11 protein-coding genes and 1 pseudogene are annotated in these 15,842 nt (G+C 63.4%); 3 read left to right on the top strand and 9 right to left on the bottom strand.

Annotation, left to right across the window (positions count from 1 at the left end):
* Positions 1-103: 103 nt before the first annotated feature.
* Positions 104-1,417: a CDP-diacylglycerol--serine O-phosphatidyltransferase gene (pssA, locus tag KY379_RS20910; RefSeq protein ID WP_261241406.1), complete on the bottom strand. Its 1,314-nt coding sequence runs from the start codon at positions 1,415-1,417 to the stop codon at positions 104-106.
* 174 nt (positions 1,418-1,591) lie between these two features.
* On the opposite strand from pssA, the gene KY379_RS20905 reads away from it, so the two are divergent.
* On the top strand, positions 1,592-2,584 hold the full coding sequence (locus tag KY379_RS20905) for a GlxA family transcriptional regulator (protein ID WP_133327076.1): 993 nt from the start codon (positions 1,592-1,594) through the stop codon (positions 2,582-2,584).
* A gap of 23 nt (positions 2,585-2,607) precedes the next feature.
* Here KY379_RS20905 and KY379_RS20900 read toward each other — a convergent pair whose 3' ends face one another.
* From KY379_RS20900 to KY379_RS20885, 4 genes are all read right to left on the bottom strand, one after another.
* Positions 2,608-3,942: an MFS transporter gene (locus KY379_RS20900; RefSeq protein ID WP_261241388.1), complete on the bottom strand. Its 1,335-nt coding sequence runs from the start codon at positions 3,940-3,942 to the stop codon at positions 2,608-2,610.
* Positions 3,943-4,050: 108 nt separating this feature from the next.
* Positions 4,051-5,262, bottom strand: a complete 1,212-nt coding sequence (locus tag KY379_RS20895; protein WP_196172933.1) for a M24 family metallopeptidase — start codon at positions 5,260-5,262, stop codon at positions 4,051-4,053.
* Positions 5,263-5,472: 210 nt separating this feature from the next.
* Positions 5,473-7,725, bottom strand: coding sequence for a catalase/peroxidase HPI (gene katG, locus KY379_RS20890; RefSeq protein ID WP_261241392.1), 2,253 nt, complete (start codon positions 7,723-7,725; stop codon positions 5,473-5,475).
* 307 nt (positions 7,726-8,032) lie between these two features.
* Positions 8,033-8,911 (bottom strand): DMT family transporter, encoded by an 879-nt coding sequence (locus KY379_RS20885; protein WP_261241393.1) that lies wholly within the window; start codon positions 8,909-8,911, stop codon positions 8,033-8,035.
* Between the two features lie 198 nt (positions 8,912-9,109).
* On the opposite strand from KY379_RS20885, the pseudogene KY379_RS27460 reads away from it, so the two are divergent.
* Positions 9,110-9,199, top strand: a pseudogene (locus tag KY379_RS27460) (aldo/keto reductase); the annotation flags it as partial.
* Positions 9,200-9,325: 126 nt separating this feature from the next.
* Here KY379_RS27460 and KY379_RS20875 read toward each other — a convergent pair.
* Together KY379_RS20875 and KY379_RS20870 are read right to left on the bottom strand one after the other, a co-directional pair.
* Positions 9,326-11,425, bottom strand: coding sequence for a putative bifunctional diguanylate cyclase/phosphodiesterase (locus KY379_RS20875; protein WP_196172940.1), 2,100 nt, complete (start codon positions 11,423-11,425; stop codon positions 9,326-9,328).
* A 171-nt stretch (positions 11,426-11,596) separates the two neighbouring features.
* Complete coding sequence (locus KY379_RS20870; protein ID WP_133327090.1) at positions 11,597-11,809, bottom strand: PLD nuclease N-terminal domain-containing protein; 213 nt, start codon at positions 11,807-11,809, stop codon at positions 11,597-11,599.
* A gap of 121 nt (positions 11,810-11,930) precedes the next feature.
* Here KY379_RS20870 and KY379_RS20865 point away from each other — a divergent pair, with 121 nt between their 5' ends.
* On the top strand, positions 11,931-12,938 hold the full coding sequence (locus KY379_RS20865) for a GlxA family transcriptional regulator (RefSeq protein WP_133327092.1): 1,008 nt from the start codon (positions 11,931-11,933) through the stop codon (positions 12,936-12,938).
* Between the two features lie 7 nt (positions 12,939-12,945).
* Here KY379_RS20865 and KY379_RS20860 read toward each other — a convergent pair whose 3' ends face one another.
* On the bottom strand, positions 12,946-13,617 hold the full coding sequence (locus KY379_RS20860) for a TetR/AcrR family transcriptional regulator (protein ID WP_133327094.1): 672 nt from the start codon (positions 13,615-13,617) through the stop codon (positions 12,946-12,948).
* Positions 13,618-13,770: 153 nt separating this feature from the next.
* Positions 13,771-15,675 carry a 3-dehydroshikimate dehydratase QuiC gene (gene quiC, locus KY379_RS20855; protein WP_133327096.1) on the bottom strand — a complete coding sequence of 635 codons (1,905 nt, stop codon included), beginning with the start codon at positions 15,673-15,675 and terminating at the stop codon, positions 13,771-13,773.
* Positions 15,676-15,842 lie beyond the last annotated feature (167 nt).

Genomic DNA, 15,842 nt, shown 5'->3' with positions numbered 1-15,842 from the left:
CGCGCAGCGGTTTGCCCAGGCAATGATATTCCCCAGTCATCAACCGTTGCTGCCCCAGCCTTCCCTAGGGCCAGACGCCTGAACTTTGAACCCTGGAGCGGAGTTACAACACCCGTTTGATCAACGGCTCCAACCTACTGTAGCGCAGGCGCCGGAGGAACTTGCGTACCTCCTTGGGATGCTCGGTCTTTTCGCCCAGTTCGGCCAGCGACTGGATCCGCGGCGCGTGCCGACGAATGCCCTGCAGCTCCATTTCCCGGGGGATCAGCCACTGCCCGGCAGGGTCGTCGATGAGCAAACCGTTCTCCAGGTCCAGGTTGAAACCACGGGGGTTGAGGTTATTACCGGTCAGTACGCTGTAGCGCTGGTCGACCCACACCCCTTTGGCATGGAAGGTGTGCCCGGGATCGTTCCAGATCCTCACCTGCAACTGCCCCCGGGCAATGGCCGCCGCGCGGCGCCGGGCAAAGGCACGCAGTGTATCCTCGTACAGGTATGGCAATGCCCCGCTGGCGCTGAACGGCTCGCCAGGGGCGATGTAGAAGTCGTTGGCGGTGCGGTGGCCGACGATTAATTCCACCTGCACACCCCGATCCAGGGCCTGGTCGATCTCGCGCATCACCACCCGTGGCGGGTTGAAGTACGGCGTGCTGATCACGATCTGCTGGCGCGCCACCGCGAGCAACGCGCAGAGCGTGCGGTTGAGCGGGTTGCCACGGCCTACGCCGAGTAACGGAATGACCCGCAAAGCATCGCCTGTGGCAGGGTCGGGCACGCTGTACACCATGCGCCGCAGGCGTGCACGCAGGCGGCGGATGTCCCCCTTCAGCTGTCGCGAAGCCGGTGGCGCAGGCAAGTCCAGGCGTGGTGTGGCGGTAGAGTGCAGCAGGCGCTGCACCAGGTCGACCATGGAGTCGGCCAAGGCCTGCGACTGGAACAGGTGGTAGCGATCCAGGCGATAGCGATCGAAGCGATGCAGATAGACGTTGTTGAGACTGGCCCCGGTGTACAGCACGCCATCGTCGATGATGCTGCCCTTGAGGTGCAACACGCCGAACAGCTCGCGGGTCTGCACCGGCACCCCGTGGATCACCACGTCCAGTCCACGCAATTGGCGCTGGGCCTGGTACCAGGCCGCATTGCCTGGCTGCCGGCCGGCGCCGAGCAAGCCGCGACGGGCACGGAACCAGTCGACCACGACCATTACCTGCAGCTCCGGGCGCGCAGCCTTGGCCTGGTACAAGGCATCGAGCACCTCCTGGCCGGCCTCGTCCTCTTGCAGGTACAACGCGACGATGACGATGCGCCGAGTCGCCGAACGGATGCGTTCGAGCAGACAGGCCCGATAGGCTGCCGCATCGGGCAACACCTGAATCGCATCGGGGGTGATGGGAAAACCGGGTAACGCCGCCAACATCGATTCAGGATTCAACTACGTTCACCTTCAGTTTGCATTCAGGTCCATTCCTGGCCGCTGTGCCGGGGTGTAAGATCTGCCCGACAAGGACGGCCCACGACAAAAAGAAACAGGCGAGGATTGTTTTCCCACTGCCCCTGACCACCCAGGCCCAGCTTGTACAGGAAGATCGCGATGGCCCACCCCGCTTGCGCAACGATAGCTCCCGCTGCACCGCAGACCTTCGGTTTTCTGATCTTGCCCAATTTCACCACCATCGGCCTGGCGTCGGCGGTGGAGACCCTGCGCATGGCCAACCTGGCAGCCCGTCACACCTTGTACCGTACCGTACTGATTGCCGCCAGTCCGGAACCGGTCATCGCCAGTAACGGCATGCGCGTCCTGCCTGACTACAGTATTGCAGACGCCCCGCCCCTGGATGCCCTGTTCGTGGTCGGGGCCAACCCGATCGACCGTAGCCGCAGCAACCGTCCGCTGCTCGACTGGCTGCGCCAACTCGCTCGCCGGGGCCTTCCGCTGGGCGGAATCTGCACGGGCAGCTACCTGCTGGCCAGAGCCGACCTGCTCAAAGGCTATCGCTGCACGATCCACTGGGAAGACATCCACGTCCTGCAGGAACATTTCCCCGGCATCGTCATTTCCAACCAATTGTTCGAACTCGATCGCGACCGTTTCACCTGCTCCGGTGGCGTGGCAGCGATGGACATGATGCTGCAATTGGTGGCGCGCCAGGCCGGCGGCCAGGACGTGGCGGCCAAGGCCGCCGAGCTGCTGCTGTGTGACCGGGTGCGTGGCGAGCGCGAACGCCAGCGGGTGCCACTGCGGACCCTGCTCGGCAGCGCCCAGCCGAAGTTGAGCCAGGTCGTGGCGATCATGGAGGCCAACCTGGAGGAGCCGTTGGGCCTGGACGAGCTGGCCAGCCTGAACGATGTGACGGTTCGTCAGTTGGAGCGCTTGTTCCACAAGCACCTGCAGCGTACGCCAAGCCAGTATTACCTGGAGCTACGCCTGTCGCGGGCACGGGAACTGCTGTTGCGCAGCGATGTGCAGGTGCGGGAGGTGGCGCTGGCCTGCGGGTTCAGCTCACCCGCGCACTTCTCCAAGAGCTACAGTCGCTTCTTCGGCCTGTCGCCGCTGGGCGAGCGGCGCCAGGCTTCGTTGCACTGAGCGGCATCCAGGCCCTTGCCGGACTAGTCCTTCAGGTCGGCATGGGCGGTTTCGCGGCACATCAACATGGCCAGCAATGCCACCAGCGCCGCGGCCAACAGGTACCCCGCCGGGGCCAGTTTGTTGCCAGTGACCTGGATCAACCAGGTCGCGATGAACGGCGCGGTGCCACCGAACAACGCGTTGGCCAGGTTGAAGCTCAAGGCGAAGCCACTGAAGCGCACAGCGGTCGGGAACAGCTCCGCCAACAGACACGGCAAGGTGCCGTCGTTCATCGCCAGCATTGCGCCAAAGAAGATCTGGATCGCCAGGATCACCAGCAACGGCTGGCCATCGAGCAGCTTGAACAGTGGCACGGTCAAGCCCAGGAACAGTAGCGAAGCCACCACCAGCATGGTCTTGCGCCCGAACCGATCGGACAGGCGCCCCATCAGGAAAATAAGGCCGATGTAGGTCACCAGCGACACGGTCGAAGCGATGAACGAGTCGCGCTCGCTCATGCCCATCTCGGTGGACAGGTAGGTCGGCATGTAGCTGAGCAACAGGTAGAACGCCACGGCATTGAGGCAGGTGACGCCCAGACCGATCGCCAGGCTGCGCCGATGCCGGCTCAGCAACTCGCGGATCGGCGCCGGCGTCATGCCGGCCTTGCGTTCCAGACGCTGTTCCATTTCGAGAAACTTCGGCGTGTCCTGCAAGCTCATGCGAATGTAACGCCCCACCAGACCGAACGGTGCAGCCAACAGGAATGGCAGGCGCCAGCCCCAACTGTGCAGAGCCTCGCTGCTCAGCACTTCATGCAGCACCGCGACGAATGCCGCGCCGAACAGCAAGCCTGCCGCAGTGCTCGCCGGTACGATGCTGGTATACAGCCCTCGCCGACCCGCTGGCGCGTACTCGGCAAGGAATGCCGCAGCCCCGGCGTACTCGCCTGAAGCAGAGAACCCCTGTACCAACCGGATCAACAAAAGCAGGCAAGGCGCCCACAGGCCGATTTGCGCGTAGCCCGGCAGCAAGCCGATGCAGAACGTGGAAATCGACATGATCAGTATCGACCAGGACAAGGCGTTGCGTCGCCCGTGGCGGTCGCCGAAGTGGCCCCAGACCACACCGCCCAGGGGACGGACGAGAAATGACAGGGCGAACACTGCAAAAGTTGCCAACAGCCCCGTGGTCTTGTCGGCTTGGGGAAAGAATGTTGCCGCGATGATGGTGGCCAGATAACCGTATGCGGCGTAATCGAACCACTCGACGAAATTGCCCATGAAGCTTGCGCGGGCGGCCTTGCGCAAGGCCTGGCGTTCGGCGCTGGGAGCCGCGCCGTCGAGGGTGGGAGCGTTCAGGGTGGTGCTGGTCATGACGGATACCCTCTGGTTGTTCTAATTGGAGGCAGGGTCTGAAGGTCATACGGCGGGTTTCTTGTTGTATGTGCCGGCCGCTGTAGAGGCAACGGCCGGCGCTGGGCATCACTTGCGGATGATGTTGTGCTCCGGCCCGTAGGGGAAATGGGTGATGTTTTCGGCACCGGTCTCGTTGACGATCAGGATATCGTGCTCGCGATAGCCGCCCGCACCTGGCCGCCCTTCGGGCAGCATGATCATGGGCTCGATGGACACCACCATGCCCGGCTCCAGCACTGTGTCGATGTCTTCGCGCAGTTCCAGCCCTGCCTCACGACCGTAATAGTGGCTGAGCGTGCCGAACGAATGGCCGTAACCGAAGGTGCGGTACTGCAACAGGTCGTGCCGCAGGAAGATTTCGTTGAGCTCACGGGCGATGTCGGAGCAGCGCATGCCCGGGCGCACCAACTTGAGCCCTGCTTCATGCACCTCGACGTTGGCCTGCCACAGGCGCAGATGGTCGTCCGGGCAGTGGTCGAGGAACAACGTGCGCTCCAGCGCGGTGTAGTAACCGGCGATCATCGGGAAGCAATTGAGGCTGAGGATATCGCCCTTGTTGACCTTACGACTAGTCACCGGGTTGTGCGCGCCGTCGGTGTTGAGCCCGGACTGGAACCAGGTCCAGGTATCCATCAGTTCGCCGTCTGGGAAACTGCGGGCGATTTCGCGGACCATCGCCTGGGTGGCGTGCAGCGCCACCTCGTACTCCGGCACCTGCTCACCCAGCGCCTCGACCACTGCTGCACCACCGATATCGGCAACCCGGGCGCCGTGGCGGATCAATGCCTGCTCCTCGGCCGACTTGATCATGCGCATACGCATGCACGGTGCACCGATGTCGAGCAACTCGGCCTTCGGATAGCAGGCTGCGAGCTTGGCGTGATTCTGCAGGTTGAGGTGGTCGTATTCGACGCCGATACGCGAAGCCAGCGGCAGAGCCTGCTGGATGGCGACGAAGTAGTTGTCGCGCTGCCAGTCGGTGTAAACGATGTTGTCGGTCCCCATCGTGCGCCGCCAGGGCTGACCGCCGTCGATGTTGGCGCTGATCGAGACCACCTTGTCCTGCGTCACCACCAGGGCATAGGGGCGGCCGAACGAGCAATAGAGGAAGTCGCTGTAGTAGTTGACGTTATGGTACGAGGTGAAGATCGCCGCCTCGATGTCCTGTTCGGCCATATAGGCCCGCAGGCGGGCGTGGCGGGCGGCGTACTCCTGCGCGGAGAAGGTCGGTTGGACCTTGGCGCCATTACGGATTTTCAGAGTCTGGGGCATTTGCATGGTCGGTGTTCCTTGTCGTTGTGAGCACGCTGTTCAGGCCGGCCGCCTGAGATGCATTGCAACAGAACCGACAGGGACGCTTTTGTATCTATCCGACCCGAAATTGGCGCAATGGCCTGCGCCCATGAACGAGCAAACCCGCCGCCCCAGGGACGACGCCGAACATGGCGTCGCTCCTGAAGCGGCGGGTCAGCCCTGCCACCGGTGCCGCTACTTCAAGTCAAAACGATCGAGCTCCATGACTTTCACCCAAGCCGCGACGAAGTCCTTGACGAACTTGTCGCCGCTGTCGGAGCTGCCATACACCTCGCTCAGGGCACGCAACTGGGCATGGGAGCCGAACACCAGGTCGACGCGACTGCCGGTCCACTTCACCTGGCCGGACTTGCGATCACGGCCCTCGAAGCTGTCGTTGTCCGCCGAGGTCGGCTTCCATTCCACGCCCATGTCCAGCAAGTTGCGGAAGAAGTCGTTGGTCAGCACGCCTGGCCGATCAGTGAACACCCCCTCCTTGCTGCCGCCATGGTTGGCGCCCAACACCCGCAGACCTCCGATCAGCACGGTCAGCTCAGGCGCGGTCAAGGTCAGCAACTGCGCCTTGTCCAGCAGCAGCTTTTCGGCCTTGACGCTGTACTTGCTCTTGCTGAAGTTGCGGAAGCCGTCGGCCAGCGGTTCGAGCACGGCGAACGACTCGACATCGGTCTGCTCCTGGGAGGCGTCGGTGCGCCCCGGACGGAACGGCACCTTGATGTCGTGGCCGGCGTCCTTGGCGGCTTTTTCCACGGCGGCGCTGCCCGCCAGCACGATCAGATCGGCGAGCGAAATCTGCTGGCCGCCGGCCTGGAACTCATTGCGCACGTTCTCCAGGGTGGCGAGCACCTTGTCCAGCTGTTGCGGCTGGTTGGCAGCCCAGGATTTCTGCGGCTCCAGTCGGATCCGCCCGCCGTTGGCACCGCCGCGCTTGTCGGATCCACGGAAGGTCGAAGCCGCTCCCCAGGCGGTACTGACCAGTTCGGCAACGCTCAGCCCCGAGGCCAGCACCTTGGCCTTGAGTGCGGCAATGTCCTGCTCGCTGACCAATGGGTGGTCGACCTTGGGCAGGGGGTCCTGCCAGAGCAGCTCTTCCTGCGGGTTCTCCGGCCCCAGGTAGCGGGCCAGCGGGCCCATGTCGCGGTGGATCAGCTTGTACCAAGCGCGGGCGAAGGCATCCGCCAACTGGTCGGGGTTGTCCTTGAAGCGCCGGGCGATGGGCTCGTAGATCGGGTCGAAACGCAATGCCAGGTCGGAGGTCAGCATCGATGGCGCATGACGCTTGGCCGGGTCATGGGCATCGGGCACGGTACCGGCGCCCTTGCCTTCCTTGGGTCGCCACTGGTTGGCACCCGCCGGACTCTTGGTCAGTTCCCATTCGAAGTTGAACAGGTTGTTCAGGTACTCGTTGCTCCAGCGTGTCGGGGTGGAGGTCCAGGTCACCTCCAGACCACTGGTGATGGTGTCCCCGCCCTTTCCTGTGCCGAATTTGTTGGCCCAGCCCAGGCCTTGCTGCTCGAGGCCAGCAGCTTCCGGCTCAGGGCCGACGTTGTCGGCAGGTCCGGCGCCGTGGGTCTTGCCGAAGGCATGGCCACCGGCAATCAGAGCGACGGTTTCTTCATCGTTCATCGCCATGCGCCCAAAGGTTTCGCGGATATCCTTGCCCGATGCCACCGGGTCGGGATGGCCTTCAGGCCCTTCTGGGTTGACGTAGATCAGGCCCATCTGCACCGCGGCCAAGGGGTTTTCCAGGTTGCGCTCGCCGGCCAGGGTGCGGCTCTGTTCCTCGCCATGCTTCTGCGGCTCGGCGACCAGGTCGCCTTGCCCGGGTGCCTGAGCCTTGCCATAGCGCGTATCGCCACCCAGCCAGACCTTTTCCGAGCCCCAGTACACGTCTTCGTCCGGCTCCCAGACATCGGCGCGCCCGCCGGAGAAGCCGAAGGTCTTGAAGCCCATGGATTCCAGGGCGACGTTACCGGTGAGCACGATCAGATCGGCCCAGGAGATCTTGTTGCCGTATTTCTGCTTGATCGGCCACAACAGACGCCGGGCCTTGTCCAGGCTGACGTTGTCCGGCCAGCTATTGAGGGGGGCGAAACGCTGTTGGCCAGAGCCCGCACCGCCGCGCCCATCGCCGATACGGTAGGTGCCGGCGCTGTGCCAGGCCATGCGAATGAACAGCGGACCGTAGTGGCCGAAGTCGGCCGGCCACCAGTCCTGGGAATCGGTCATCAGAGCGTTCAGGTCTTTTTTGAGGGCCTGGAAGTCGAGGCTTTTGAATGCCTTGGCGTAGTCGAAATCCGGATCCATCGGATCGGACTTGGCAGAGTGTTGGTGGAGAATCCTCAGGTTGAGCTGGTCAGGCCACCAGTCACGGTTGGTGGTGCCGCCACCTGCGGTTTGATGGAACGGGCATTTCGATTCGTTCGACATCTGCTATTACCTTTTGGTCGGTTATCCAGATTTCCGGTCTATGCCAGGTGTTCTTTCAGCCGAGCGCTTGGGGGCTCGAGCTGCCCCTCGTCAGGACAGGTCGGTCACGGGCTTGCGAGGCTGCCATGGCGGCGTGGCACGGTCTTGCACCCAGGTGCTGACACACCGCCCGAACGCGGTTTTCGCGAAGCCAGGGAAAAGACTAGCCGAGCTTGGGCAGAGAGCTAATAGAGTGGGTATTGAGGGGCGATAGTCTGGGTCTTTCGTCCGCCCCTGCAGCGGCCAGCGGCCTTGACCATGCGCGGCACTACTTGCGCCGCTGCATCCAGGCCGCACCCAGACCGCTCAGGCAGATGATCGAGATACCCAGCAAGCTGGCATCATCGGGCATCTGCCCGTAGATCAGCAGACCCAGCAGGCCAGCGAAGACGATCTGGCAGTAGCTGAACGGTGCCAGCAGCGCCGGTGCGGCATGCCGGAAGGCCTGGGTCAGCAACAGGTGCGCGCTCATGCCGAAGCCGCCCAACGCCAGCATCAACAACGCGTGGTCCCAGCGCGGCCATTCCCAGAAGAACGGCACCAGCAAGCTCATCACCAGGGTATTGCACAGGCCTGCATAGAAGTTGCTGGTGGTCGGGCTGTCCTGGGCGGACACCAGCCGGGTCAGCAGCTGATAGAAACAAAAGCCCATGGCCGAGCCGAACGGATAGAGGATGGCCGGGGTGAACATGGCGCCGCCGGGGTGCACCACCACCAGGACACCGATAAAGCCCAGGACCACCGCCACCCATTGCCCCGCCGTGACCCGCTCGCGCAGCAGCGGTGCCGAGAGCGCGGTGACCAGCACCGGAGCGAGAAAGTTGACCGACGTGGCCTCCGCCAACGGCAGGTACTGCAGACCCGAGGTGAACAGCAGGCTGGTGCTGAGCAGGCACAGCGCACGCAGTGTCTGCAGCACCGGGCGGCGGGTGCGCAGTACATTGAGCCCGGCCTTGGGCAAGAAGATGCCGGCCATCAGCAAGGTATGCACCACATAGCGCGCCCACACCACCAACACCACCGGATACACGCCGCCAAGGAATTTCGACAGAGCGTCATGGCTGGCGAAGAGAAATGTGGCGACCACCACCAGGGCGATGCCACGCAGGGGTTGGTTGACTCCGGACAGCGGTGTGCTGGAACTCATGGCGTTCTCGACTGCGGCGCGGCAGGGTGCCGGGCCTTGGGAAAGCCGCGCAGGTGTAACCTGGCGGATACAACAGCTCGAATTCTAGAAGAGATACGACAACTTAAGGAAGTTCCTTGAGAGGTTGCATCAAGCATCGGCGCTTTGTGTTCGCTGATCGACCACTTTTCGGCCAGCGCGCATGGTTCCTCCTGCGTCGAACAGATACATCTGACCACCAAGGTCTGGTGGGACCGCCTGGAGTCCAAGGCCATGCGCCAGTCGCTGGAAGACAGTCTGCGCAACCTGGCAGCGCTGCAACTGCGCCTGGACGATGATGACCGCGCGCTGATCGCCGGCCTGCCCAAGGACCGGCGGGTGGTCAGCCCGGAATTCGCCCCGGACTGGAACGCCTGACCCCCGCCGTGGCCGGCCTCAGCCGGCCACCGCCTGCACCTGCGTCAGACGCTCGCTGGCCGGCGCAGGCCGGCCATACAGGTAGCCCTGGAAGTGCGAGCAACCCTCCGCCGCCAGCCGCCGCATCTGCTCGGGCGACTCCACCCCCTCGGCGGTGGTCTTGATCATCAGGCTGTTGGACAGCTCGGTGATCGCGCGGATGATCGACATCGCCTCGCGACTTTCGCACATGTCGTGGACGAACGACTTGTCGATCTTGATCCGGTCGAACGGGAACGAGCGCAGGTAACCCAGCGACGAATATCCGGTGCCGAAGTCGTCCAGCGAGATGGACACACCCAGGTCCTTCAAGGCCCGGAGGATGCGCACGTTCTCATCACTGTTGCCCAGCAGCACCGATTCGGTGATCTCCAACTCCAGCCGATGGGGAGCCAAGCCAGAATCGGCCAGGGCCAAGGCCACCGAGTGGGCCAGATTGGCGTTCTTGAACTGCACCGGCGACAGATTGACCGACACGGTCTGCTCGGTGCCCCAACTGGCAGCTTCCTGGCAGGCGAGGTTAAGGGCACGGGCGCCGAGCTCGTGGATCAAGCCGGTTTCCTCGGCGATCGGGATGAAGTCCATCGGCATGACCATGCCCCGGGTCGGGTGCTCCCAGCGCAACAGCGCTTCGTAGCCCGTGACGCTACGGGTCTGCTGATCGACCACCGGCTGATAATGCAGATGCAGTTGCCCCAGGTGCAGGGCGGTACGCAGATCGGTCTCGACCAGGCGACGCTGACGGGCTGCCACATCCAACTCGACGTGGAAGCATTCGTAGCGATTGCGGCCATTGCGCTTGGCTTCGTACAAGGCCATGTCGGCATAGCCCAGCAGTTGCTCGGCCTGGTCGTTGTCGTCTGGAGCGATGGCCACGCCGATGCTCACGCCCACCGAAAACTGGTGACCCTCGATCTGGAACGGCGGGCAGATGGCATCGATCAGGCGCTGCGCGGTGTTGCAGGCCGCCTCCCGGTTGTCCAGGCGGGTCAACACCACGGCGAACTCATCACCGCCCAGGCGCGCCAGGGTGTCGTGCTCGCGCAGCTCTCGGCGCAGACGCTTGCCCAGGGCGCGCAGCAGCTTGTCGCCGAAAGCATGGCCAAGCGAGTCGTTGATGTTCTTGAAATTATCCAGGTCCAGGCACAGCGCGGCGGTCAGCTTGCCACCCTCTTCGCCACGCACCAGCGCCTGCTTCAGCCGCTCATTGAACAAGGTGCGGTTGGGCAACCCGGTGAGGGCATCGTGGTGGGCCATATGATGGATCTGCGCATGGGCGGCCAACTGCTCTGTGGCGTCTTCGGCCACGAACAGCACATAGTCGGCCTGGCCTTCGCGGTTCTGGCTGAGCAGCGCACGGCTGCGCAGCGTCCGCGGCCCACAAGCGGTGTCGACTCGGGTTTCGGCGACATAGCCCTTGGCACTGCGGGCGCCGCGGGCGAATTGCTGCTCCAGGTATTCGGCCACGGCCGGCGACAGGCACTCGGAGGGCAGGCGACCGATCATCGGCATGTCCCGCCCGCCGAACAGGTCCTCTGCCTGTTGATTGGCCAGCAGGATTCGCTGGCTGGCCAAGTCCTGGACGATGACGCTGGCCGGAATGTTGGTAATCACTGAATCGAGAAACTGCGAGACCGTGGCCATCTCCTGGCTGTACTGCTCGGCCAAGTCCTTCGCCTGGAGCAGCTCCTGTTCCTGGCGACGGCGTTCGGATATATCCCGAGTGACCTTGGCGAATCCCAGCAACTGACCCTGGTCATCGCGCAAGGCATCGATGATGACGTGGGCATGAAACGTGGTGCCATCCTTGCGCACGCGCAGCCCCTTCTCTTCGAAGCGCCCCGTGGACCGCGCCCGTTCGAGGTTCTGTGCGGGCAAGCCGGCTGCACGCTCGGCGTCGCTATAGAACAACGAATAATGCTGACCGACGACTTCTTCGGCCAGGTAACCCTTGGCACGTTGGGCCCCTGGGTTCCAATTGGCGACGATTCCCTCCGGGGTGAGCATGTAGATGGCATAGTCCACTACGCTCTGGATCAACAGCCGGTACATGATGTCGGGGCTTGCGACTAGCGACATTGGATTTCCCTGAATCTGCGGCATGCTCGAATAGGCCCCCCCGATTTGGAGCGGGCGAGCCTGATGAATGAGTAGTGGCATTATGCCGCGCAGGGTTATTTTTTGTGAAGTAGGTCACAAAGTTTTGCAGAGATGGCCCATGGGTGGGGGTGCGCTCACCCCCGGGCCCGATCATTTTTCCTGCAGGACCGCCCGCCCTTTGACTGCTCGTGGCCCGCGCCAGGCCCAGAAAAGCAACCCGGGCAGAGGGGCATACACCACGAACACGATCCACAGCATCTTCCGCTCCGCACGGCGATCGCTGCCGATGATGTGCCAGATAGCCCAGATTTCCAGCATGATCACCACAGCGGCGACGAGAATCCAGAGGGTTCCGACTTCCATACGTTCTCTCCCATTGGCATGTACTGTTTTGGTTTGCAGAATGCGTCAAGGGTTCATTCGGATTGTCTTTCCCCGTGCCACCCGCCACACTCTGCCGGCGAGCCAGGAAGCGGAGTCCAGAGTGCCAACACCACGTCAATTCAGCAAGAAGACCAGTACCAGCAACATGCTGCGGCTCAAGACCGGCGCCAGCAGCGAGGCGGCGCCCTACCGCGTCGGTTTCGTGCTGCTCGAACACTTCTCCATGGCCAGCTTCACCGTTGCCATGGACGTGCTGGTCACCGCTAATCTGCTGCGCTCCGACAGCTTCCGCTTCACGCCGATGTCACTGGACGGCGACCGCGTGCTGAGCGACCTGGGCCTGGAGCTGGTCGCCACTGAACTGGCCCACCAGACCGTGGGTGAGCTGGACCTGCTGATCATCTGCGGTGGGCTGCGTACCGCGCTCAAGTACCCCATGCTCGACCGCCTGCTCGATGACTGCGCCGCCCATGGCATGGCGCTGGGCGGGCTATGGAACGGCGCCTGGTTCCTTGGCCGTGCCGGAGTGCTCGATGACTACGGTTGCAGCATCCACCCGGAGCAGCGCGCCAGTCTTTCCGAGCGTAGTCCGCAAACGCGCATCACGCCAGCCAGCTTCACCCTCGACCGCGACCGGCTCACCGCCGCCAGCCCTAACGGCGCCATGGAGCTGATGCTGGGCCTGGCGCGCCGTCTGTATGGTGATGGCCTGGCCGAAGGCGTGGAGGAAATCCTCTCGTTCTCCGGCGCCCGCTACCGCCAAGTCGGCTCGGGTGCGAAGAAATCGATGAGCCTGCACCTGCGCACCATCGTCGAACTGATGGAGAACAACCTGGAAGAAACCCTCAGCCTCGACCAGCTGGCGGCCTACAGCGGTCGCTCGCGACGGCAGATCGACCGGTTGTTCCAAGCGCAGCTGGGCACCTCGCCGCGGCGCTATTACATGGAGCTGCGCATCACCAAGAGCCGGCGCCTGCTGCAATATTCCGATCTGTCGGTAATGGAAGTGGCAGTGGCCTGCGGCTTCGTTTCGGTGTCGCACTTCAGCAAGTGCTACGCGGCCTACTTCGGCTACCCGCCGTCGCGGGAGCAACGGCTGGGCGAATGAACCTGGCTCAGGCGTGGATATAGCGCATCACCGCCTCGCAGATCATGTCCTTGTGGCGCTGCTTGACCTTTTCGTCGGAAAGCTCGATCTGGAAGATCTCGCTGAAGGTATGGCGGTTGGATACGCGGTAGAAACAGAACGAGCTCATCAGCATGTGCAGGTCGATGACCTCGATACCGGGACGGAACACCCCCTCCTGCTCGCCACGGCGCAACGTACGGGCCAACGCTTCGAGCACCAGGCTGCTCATCTCGCGGATCACCGGCGACTGCTTGACGTATTCGCCATAGTGGATGTTCTCGGTACAGACGATGCGCACGAAATCGACGTTGCGGTCGTGGTGATCGAAGGTGAACTCGACCAGACGGCGAATCGCCTGCTCGGCCGGCAGCGACTCGAGATCGAGGCTGTGCTCGGTCTTGCGAATGTCACCGTAGAGCTTGACCAGGCACTCGACGTACAGCTGCTCCTTGCTGCCGAAGTAGTAGTAGATCATGCGCTTGGAGGTGGCGGTGCGCTCGGCGATGGCGTCCACCCGCGCGCCGGCCAGGCCCTGCTGGACGAACTCGTTGATGGCGGCCTGAAGGATGTCCTCACGGGTTTTCTCGGGGTTGTTCTTGCGCGACTTGCGCCCCCCTCCGGTCTCAGACTGGCCGAGGCTGACTAGCGAATCACTCATACCCACTCACAGGCTATTTATTGGAATAAGTGGGGGATTATCCGTGAGCCGGACGGGTGTGGGAAGCGCGCTGTTGGTCGGAGGGTGAGATGGAGGGTTGCCTATTCCGGCCTCTTCGCGGGTTTACCCACGAAGAGGCCGGAGCGGAAAGAATCACAGCACCGGCTTGCGCGGCGCCCCGCTGCGGCGCTTGGCCATGGCCGCCAGGCGCACCGCCACGTTGGCCGCGCCATAGCCGGCATAGCCACCCTTGCGCTGGATGATCTCGAAGAAGAAGCGCTCCTCGAACGGCTCGGTATAGACGTGGAACAGCTCGCCACCCTGGGCGTCACGGTCGTACAGCACGTTGTAGTACGCCAGCTCGCTGAGAAACTCGTCGTCGAAGTCGAAGCGCGCGGCGAGGTCATCATAATAGTTCAGCGGAATCTCCAGCAGCGGCACGCCGGCCTCCTTGGCTCGCGCCACCTCCTGGAAGATGTCCTGGCAATCGAAGGCGATGTGATGCACGCCCGATCCTCGGTAGCTGGACAGCGCATGGGCAATGGCGGTGTTGCGGTTTTCCGAGATATTCAGCGGCAAGCGCAGGCTGCCACACTGGCTGCGCAAGGCGCGACTCTTGACCAGGCCATAAGGGTCAGGCAGCACCACCTCGTCGTCGGCAGCGAAGTCGAAGAGGCTCTTGTAGAACAACACCCAGCTGTCGAGCGACTCGGCCGGCAATGCCAGGGCCATGTGGTCGATGCGCCGTAGGCCACCGTTGGCCTGGGCTTGGGTGTCGAGGCGGAAGTCGGTGTCGTACAGGCTCGGGCCATCGCCCTGTCCCACCAGATAGATCAGGCTGCCATCCGGCGCCCGTACCGCGGGCACTTCGCGCTCGTTGGGGCCGACCAGACCACGGAACGGCTGGCCACGGAAGTCGGTGGCGCGCTGCAGCGCTGCGTGCTCGTCACGCACCCGCAAGGCCGTGGCACACAGCGACGGACCGTGGGCTTCGAAGAAGTTGTGGCCAAATGAATACGGCTCGGCATTGAGCACGATGTTGATGTCGTTCTGGCGCAGCAGGCGCACCGCCTTGCTGCGGTGCTGGCCAGCCTCGGCAAAGCCCAGACGCTTAAGCCAACCGCCCAGGCGCGCCCCCACCGCTTCGTCGACAGCGAATTCGAGAAACTCCACGCCGTCGTAGGCGCTGGCTGCCGGCGGGCTGAACAACACACCGGGCTCCACGGCAATGCCCTGCTGCTGCAGGCGCAAACCGGTCTGTTCTTCGAGGTACAGCAGCGAGCGCAGACCGTCGGCGGCGTTCTGCCGAGTCGGGGCGGCGCGGAAGCCGTCGTTGAAGATCTCCAGCGACAGCGGGCCACGGTAGCCGGTCGCCAGGATCGGTGCCAGGAAGCCCGCCAGGTCCATCTCGCCCTGTCCGGGGAAGCAACGGAAGTGCCGGCTCCACTCCAGCACATCCATGGCCAGGATGGGTGCGTCGGCCATCTGCACGAAGAAGATCTTGTCACCTGGGATGTCGCGGATGGCAGCGGGATCGCCCTTGAGTGACAGGGTATGGAAGCTGTCGAGGATCACCCCCAGGGCAGGATGATCAGCCTGGCGCACCAGATCCCAGACTTGCTGGTAGGTGTTGACGTGTCGGCCCCATGCCAAGGCCTCGTAGCCGATACGCATGCCGCGGCGGCCGGCGTGCTCGGCCAGCAGGCGCAGGTCGTCCACCAGCACGCGCTCGTCACTGATGGCATCGGCCTGAACGTTGCTGCAAACCAGCACCAGGTCGGTGCCCAGCTCCTGCATCAGGTCGAACTTACGCTCGGCGCGGTCGAGGTTCTTCTGCAGGCGGTCGCGGCGGCAACCTTCGAAGTCGCGAAACGGCTGGAACAAGGTGATCGCCAGCCCCAGGTCGGCGCACATCTGGCGCACCTCGCGCGGGCTGCCCGCATAGTAGAGCAGGTCGTTCTCGAAAATTTCCACACCGTCGAAACCGGCGGCGGCGATGGCTTCGAGCTTTTCTGGCAGTGTGCCGCTCAACGACACGGTGGCAATCGAACGCTGCATGGTGGAGTTCCTTGTTATGGGTGGGACGACGGTAGCGGAACGGGCAAATCGCCAGGTAACCGATTCTGGCACCTTCGATTATTCGCAGGTAAAGTCTGGCCTTCAATCAGTTTGTACGGAACAGTTAGTTTTGTGTTCGATTATCGCACAGAACCCCTTTTAGCGAA

Origin of the sequence: Pseudomonas sp. HD6422, assembly GCF_025377065.1 — a bacterium.
Classification (GTDB): domain Bacteria; phylum Pseudomonadota; class Gammaproteobacteria; order Pseudomonadales; family Pseudomonadaceae; genus Aquipseudomonas; species Aquipseudomonas putida_U.
Note: the sequence above shows the minus strand (reverse complement) of the source record. Positions and strands in the feature narration are given on the sequence as shown.

Coding starts and splice junctions, on each gene's coding strand:
- quiC (WP_133327096.1), bottom strand. CDS start 15,675: ATGCAGCGTTCGATTGCCACCGTGTCGTTGAGCGGCACACTGCCAGAA.
- pssA (WP_261241406.1), bottom strand. CDS start 1,417: ATGTTGGCGGCGTTACCCGGTTTTCCCATCACCCCCGATGCGATTCAG.
- katG (WP_261241392.1), bottom strand. CDS start 7,725: ATGTCGAACGAATCGAAATGCCCGTTCCATCAAACCGCAGGTGGCGGC.
- KY379_RS20900 (WP_261241388.1), bottom strand. CDS start 3,942: ATGACCAGCACCACCCTGAACGCTCCCACCCTCGACGGCGCGGCTCCC.
- KY379_RS20905 (WP_133327076.1), top strand. CDS start 1,592: ATGGCCCACCCCGCTTGCGCAACGATAGCTCCCGCTGCACCGCAGACC.
- KY379_RS20885 (WP_261241393.1), bottom strand. CDS start 8,911: ATGAGTTCCAGCACACCGCTGTCCGGAGTCAACCAACCCCTGCGTGGC.
- KY379_RS20870 (WP_133327090.1), bottom strand. CDS start 11,809: ATGGAAGTCGGAACCCTCTGGATTCTCGTCGCCGCTGTGGTGATCATG.
- KY379_RS20875 (WP_196172940.1), bottom strand. CDS start 11,425: ATGTCGCTAGTCGCAAGCCCCGACATCATGTACCGGCTGTTGATCCAG.
- KY379_RS20895 (WP_196172933.1), bottom strand. CDS start 5,262: ATGCAAATGCCCCAGACTCTGAAAATCCGTAATGGCGCCAAGGTCCAA.
- KY379_RS20860 (WP_133327094.1), bottom strand. CDS start 13,617: ATGAGTGATTCGCTAGTCAGCCTCGGCCAGTCTGAGACCGGAGGGGGG.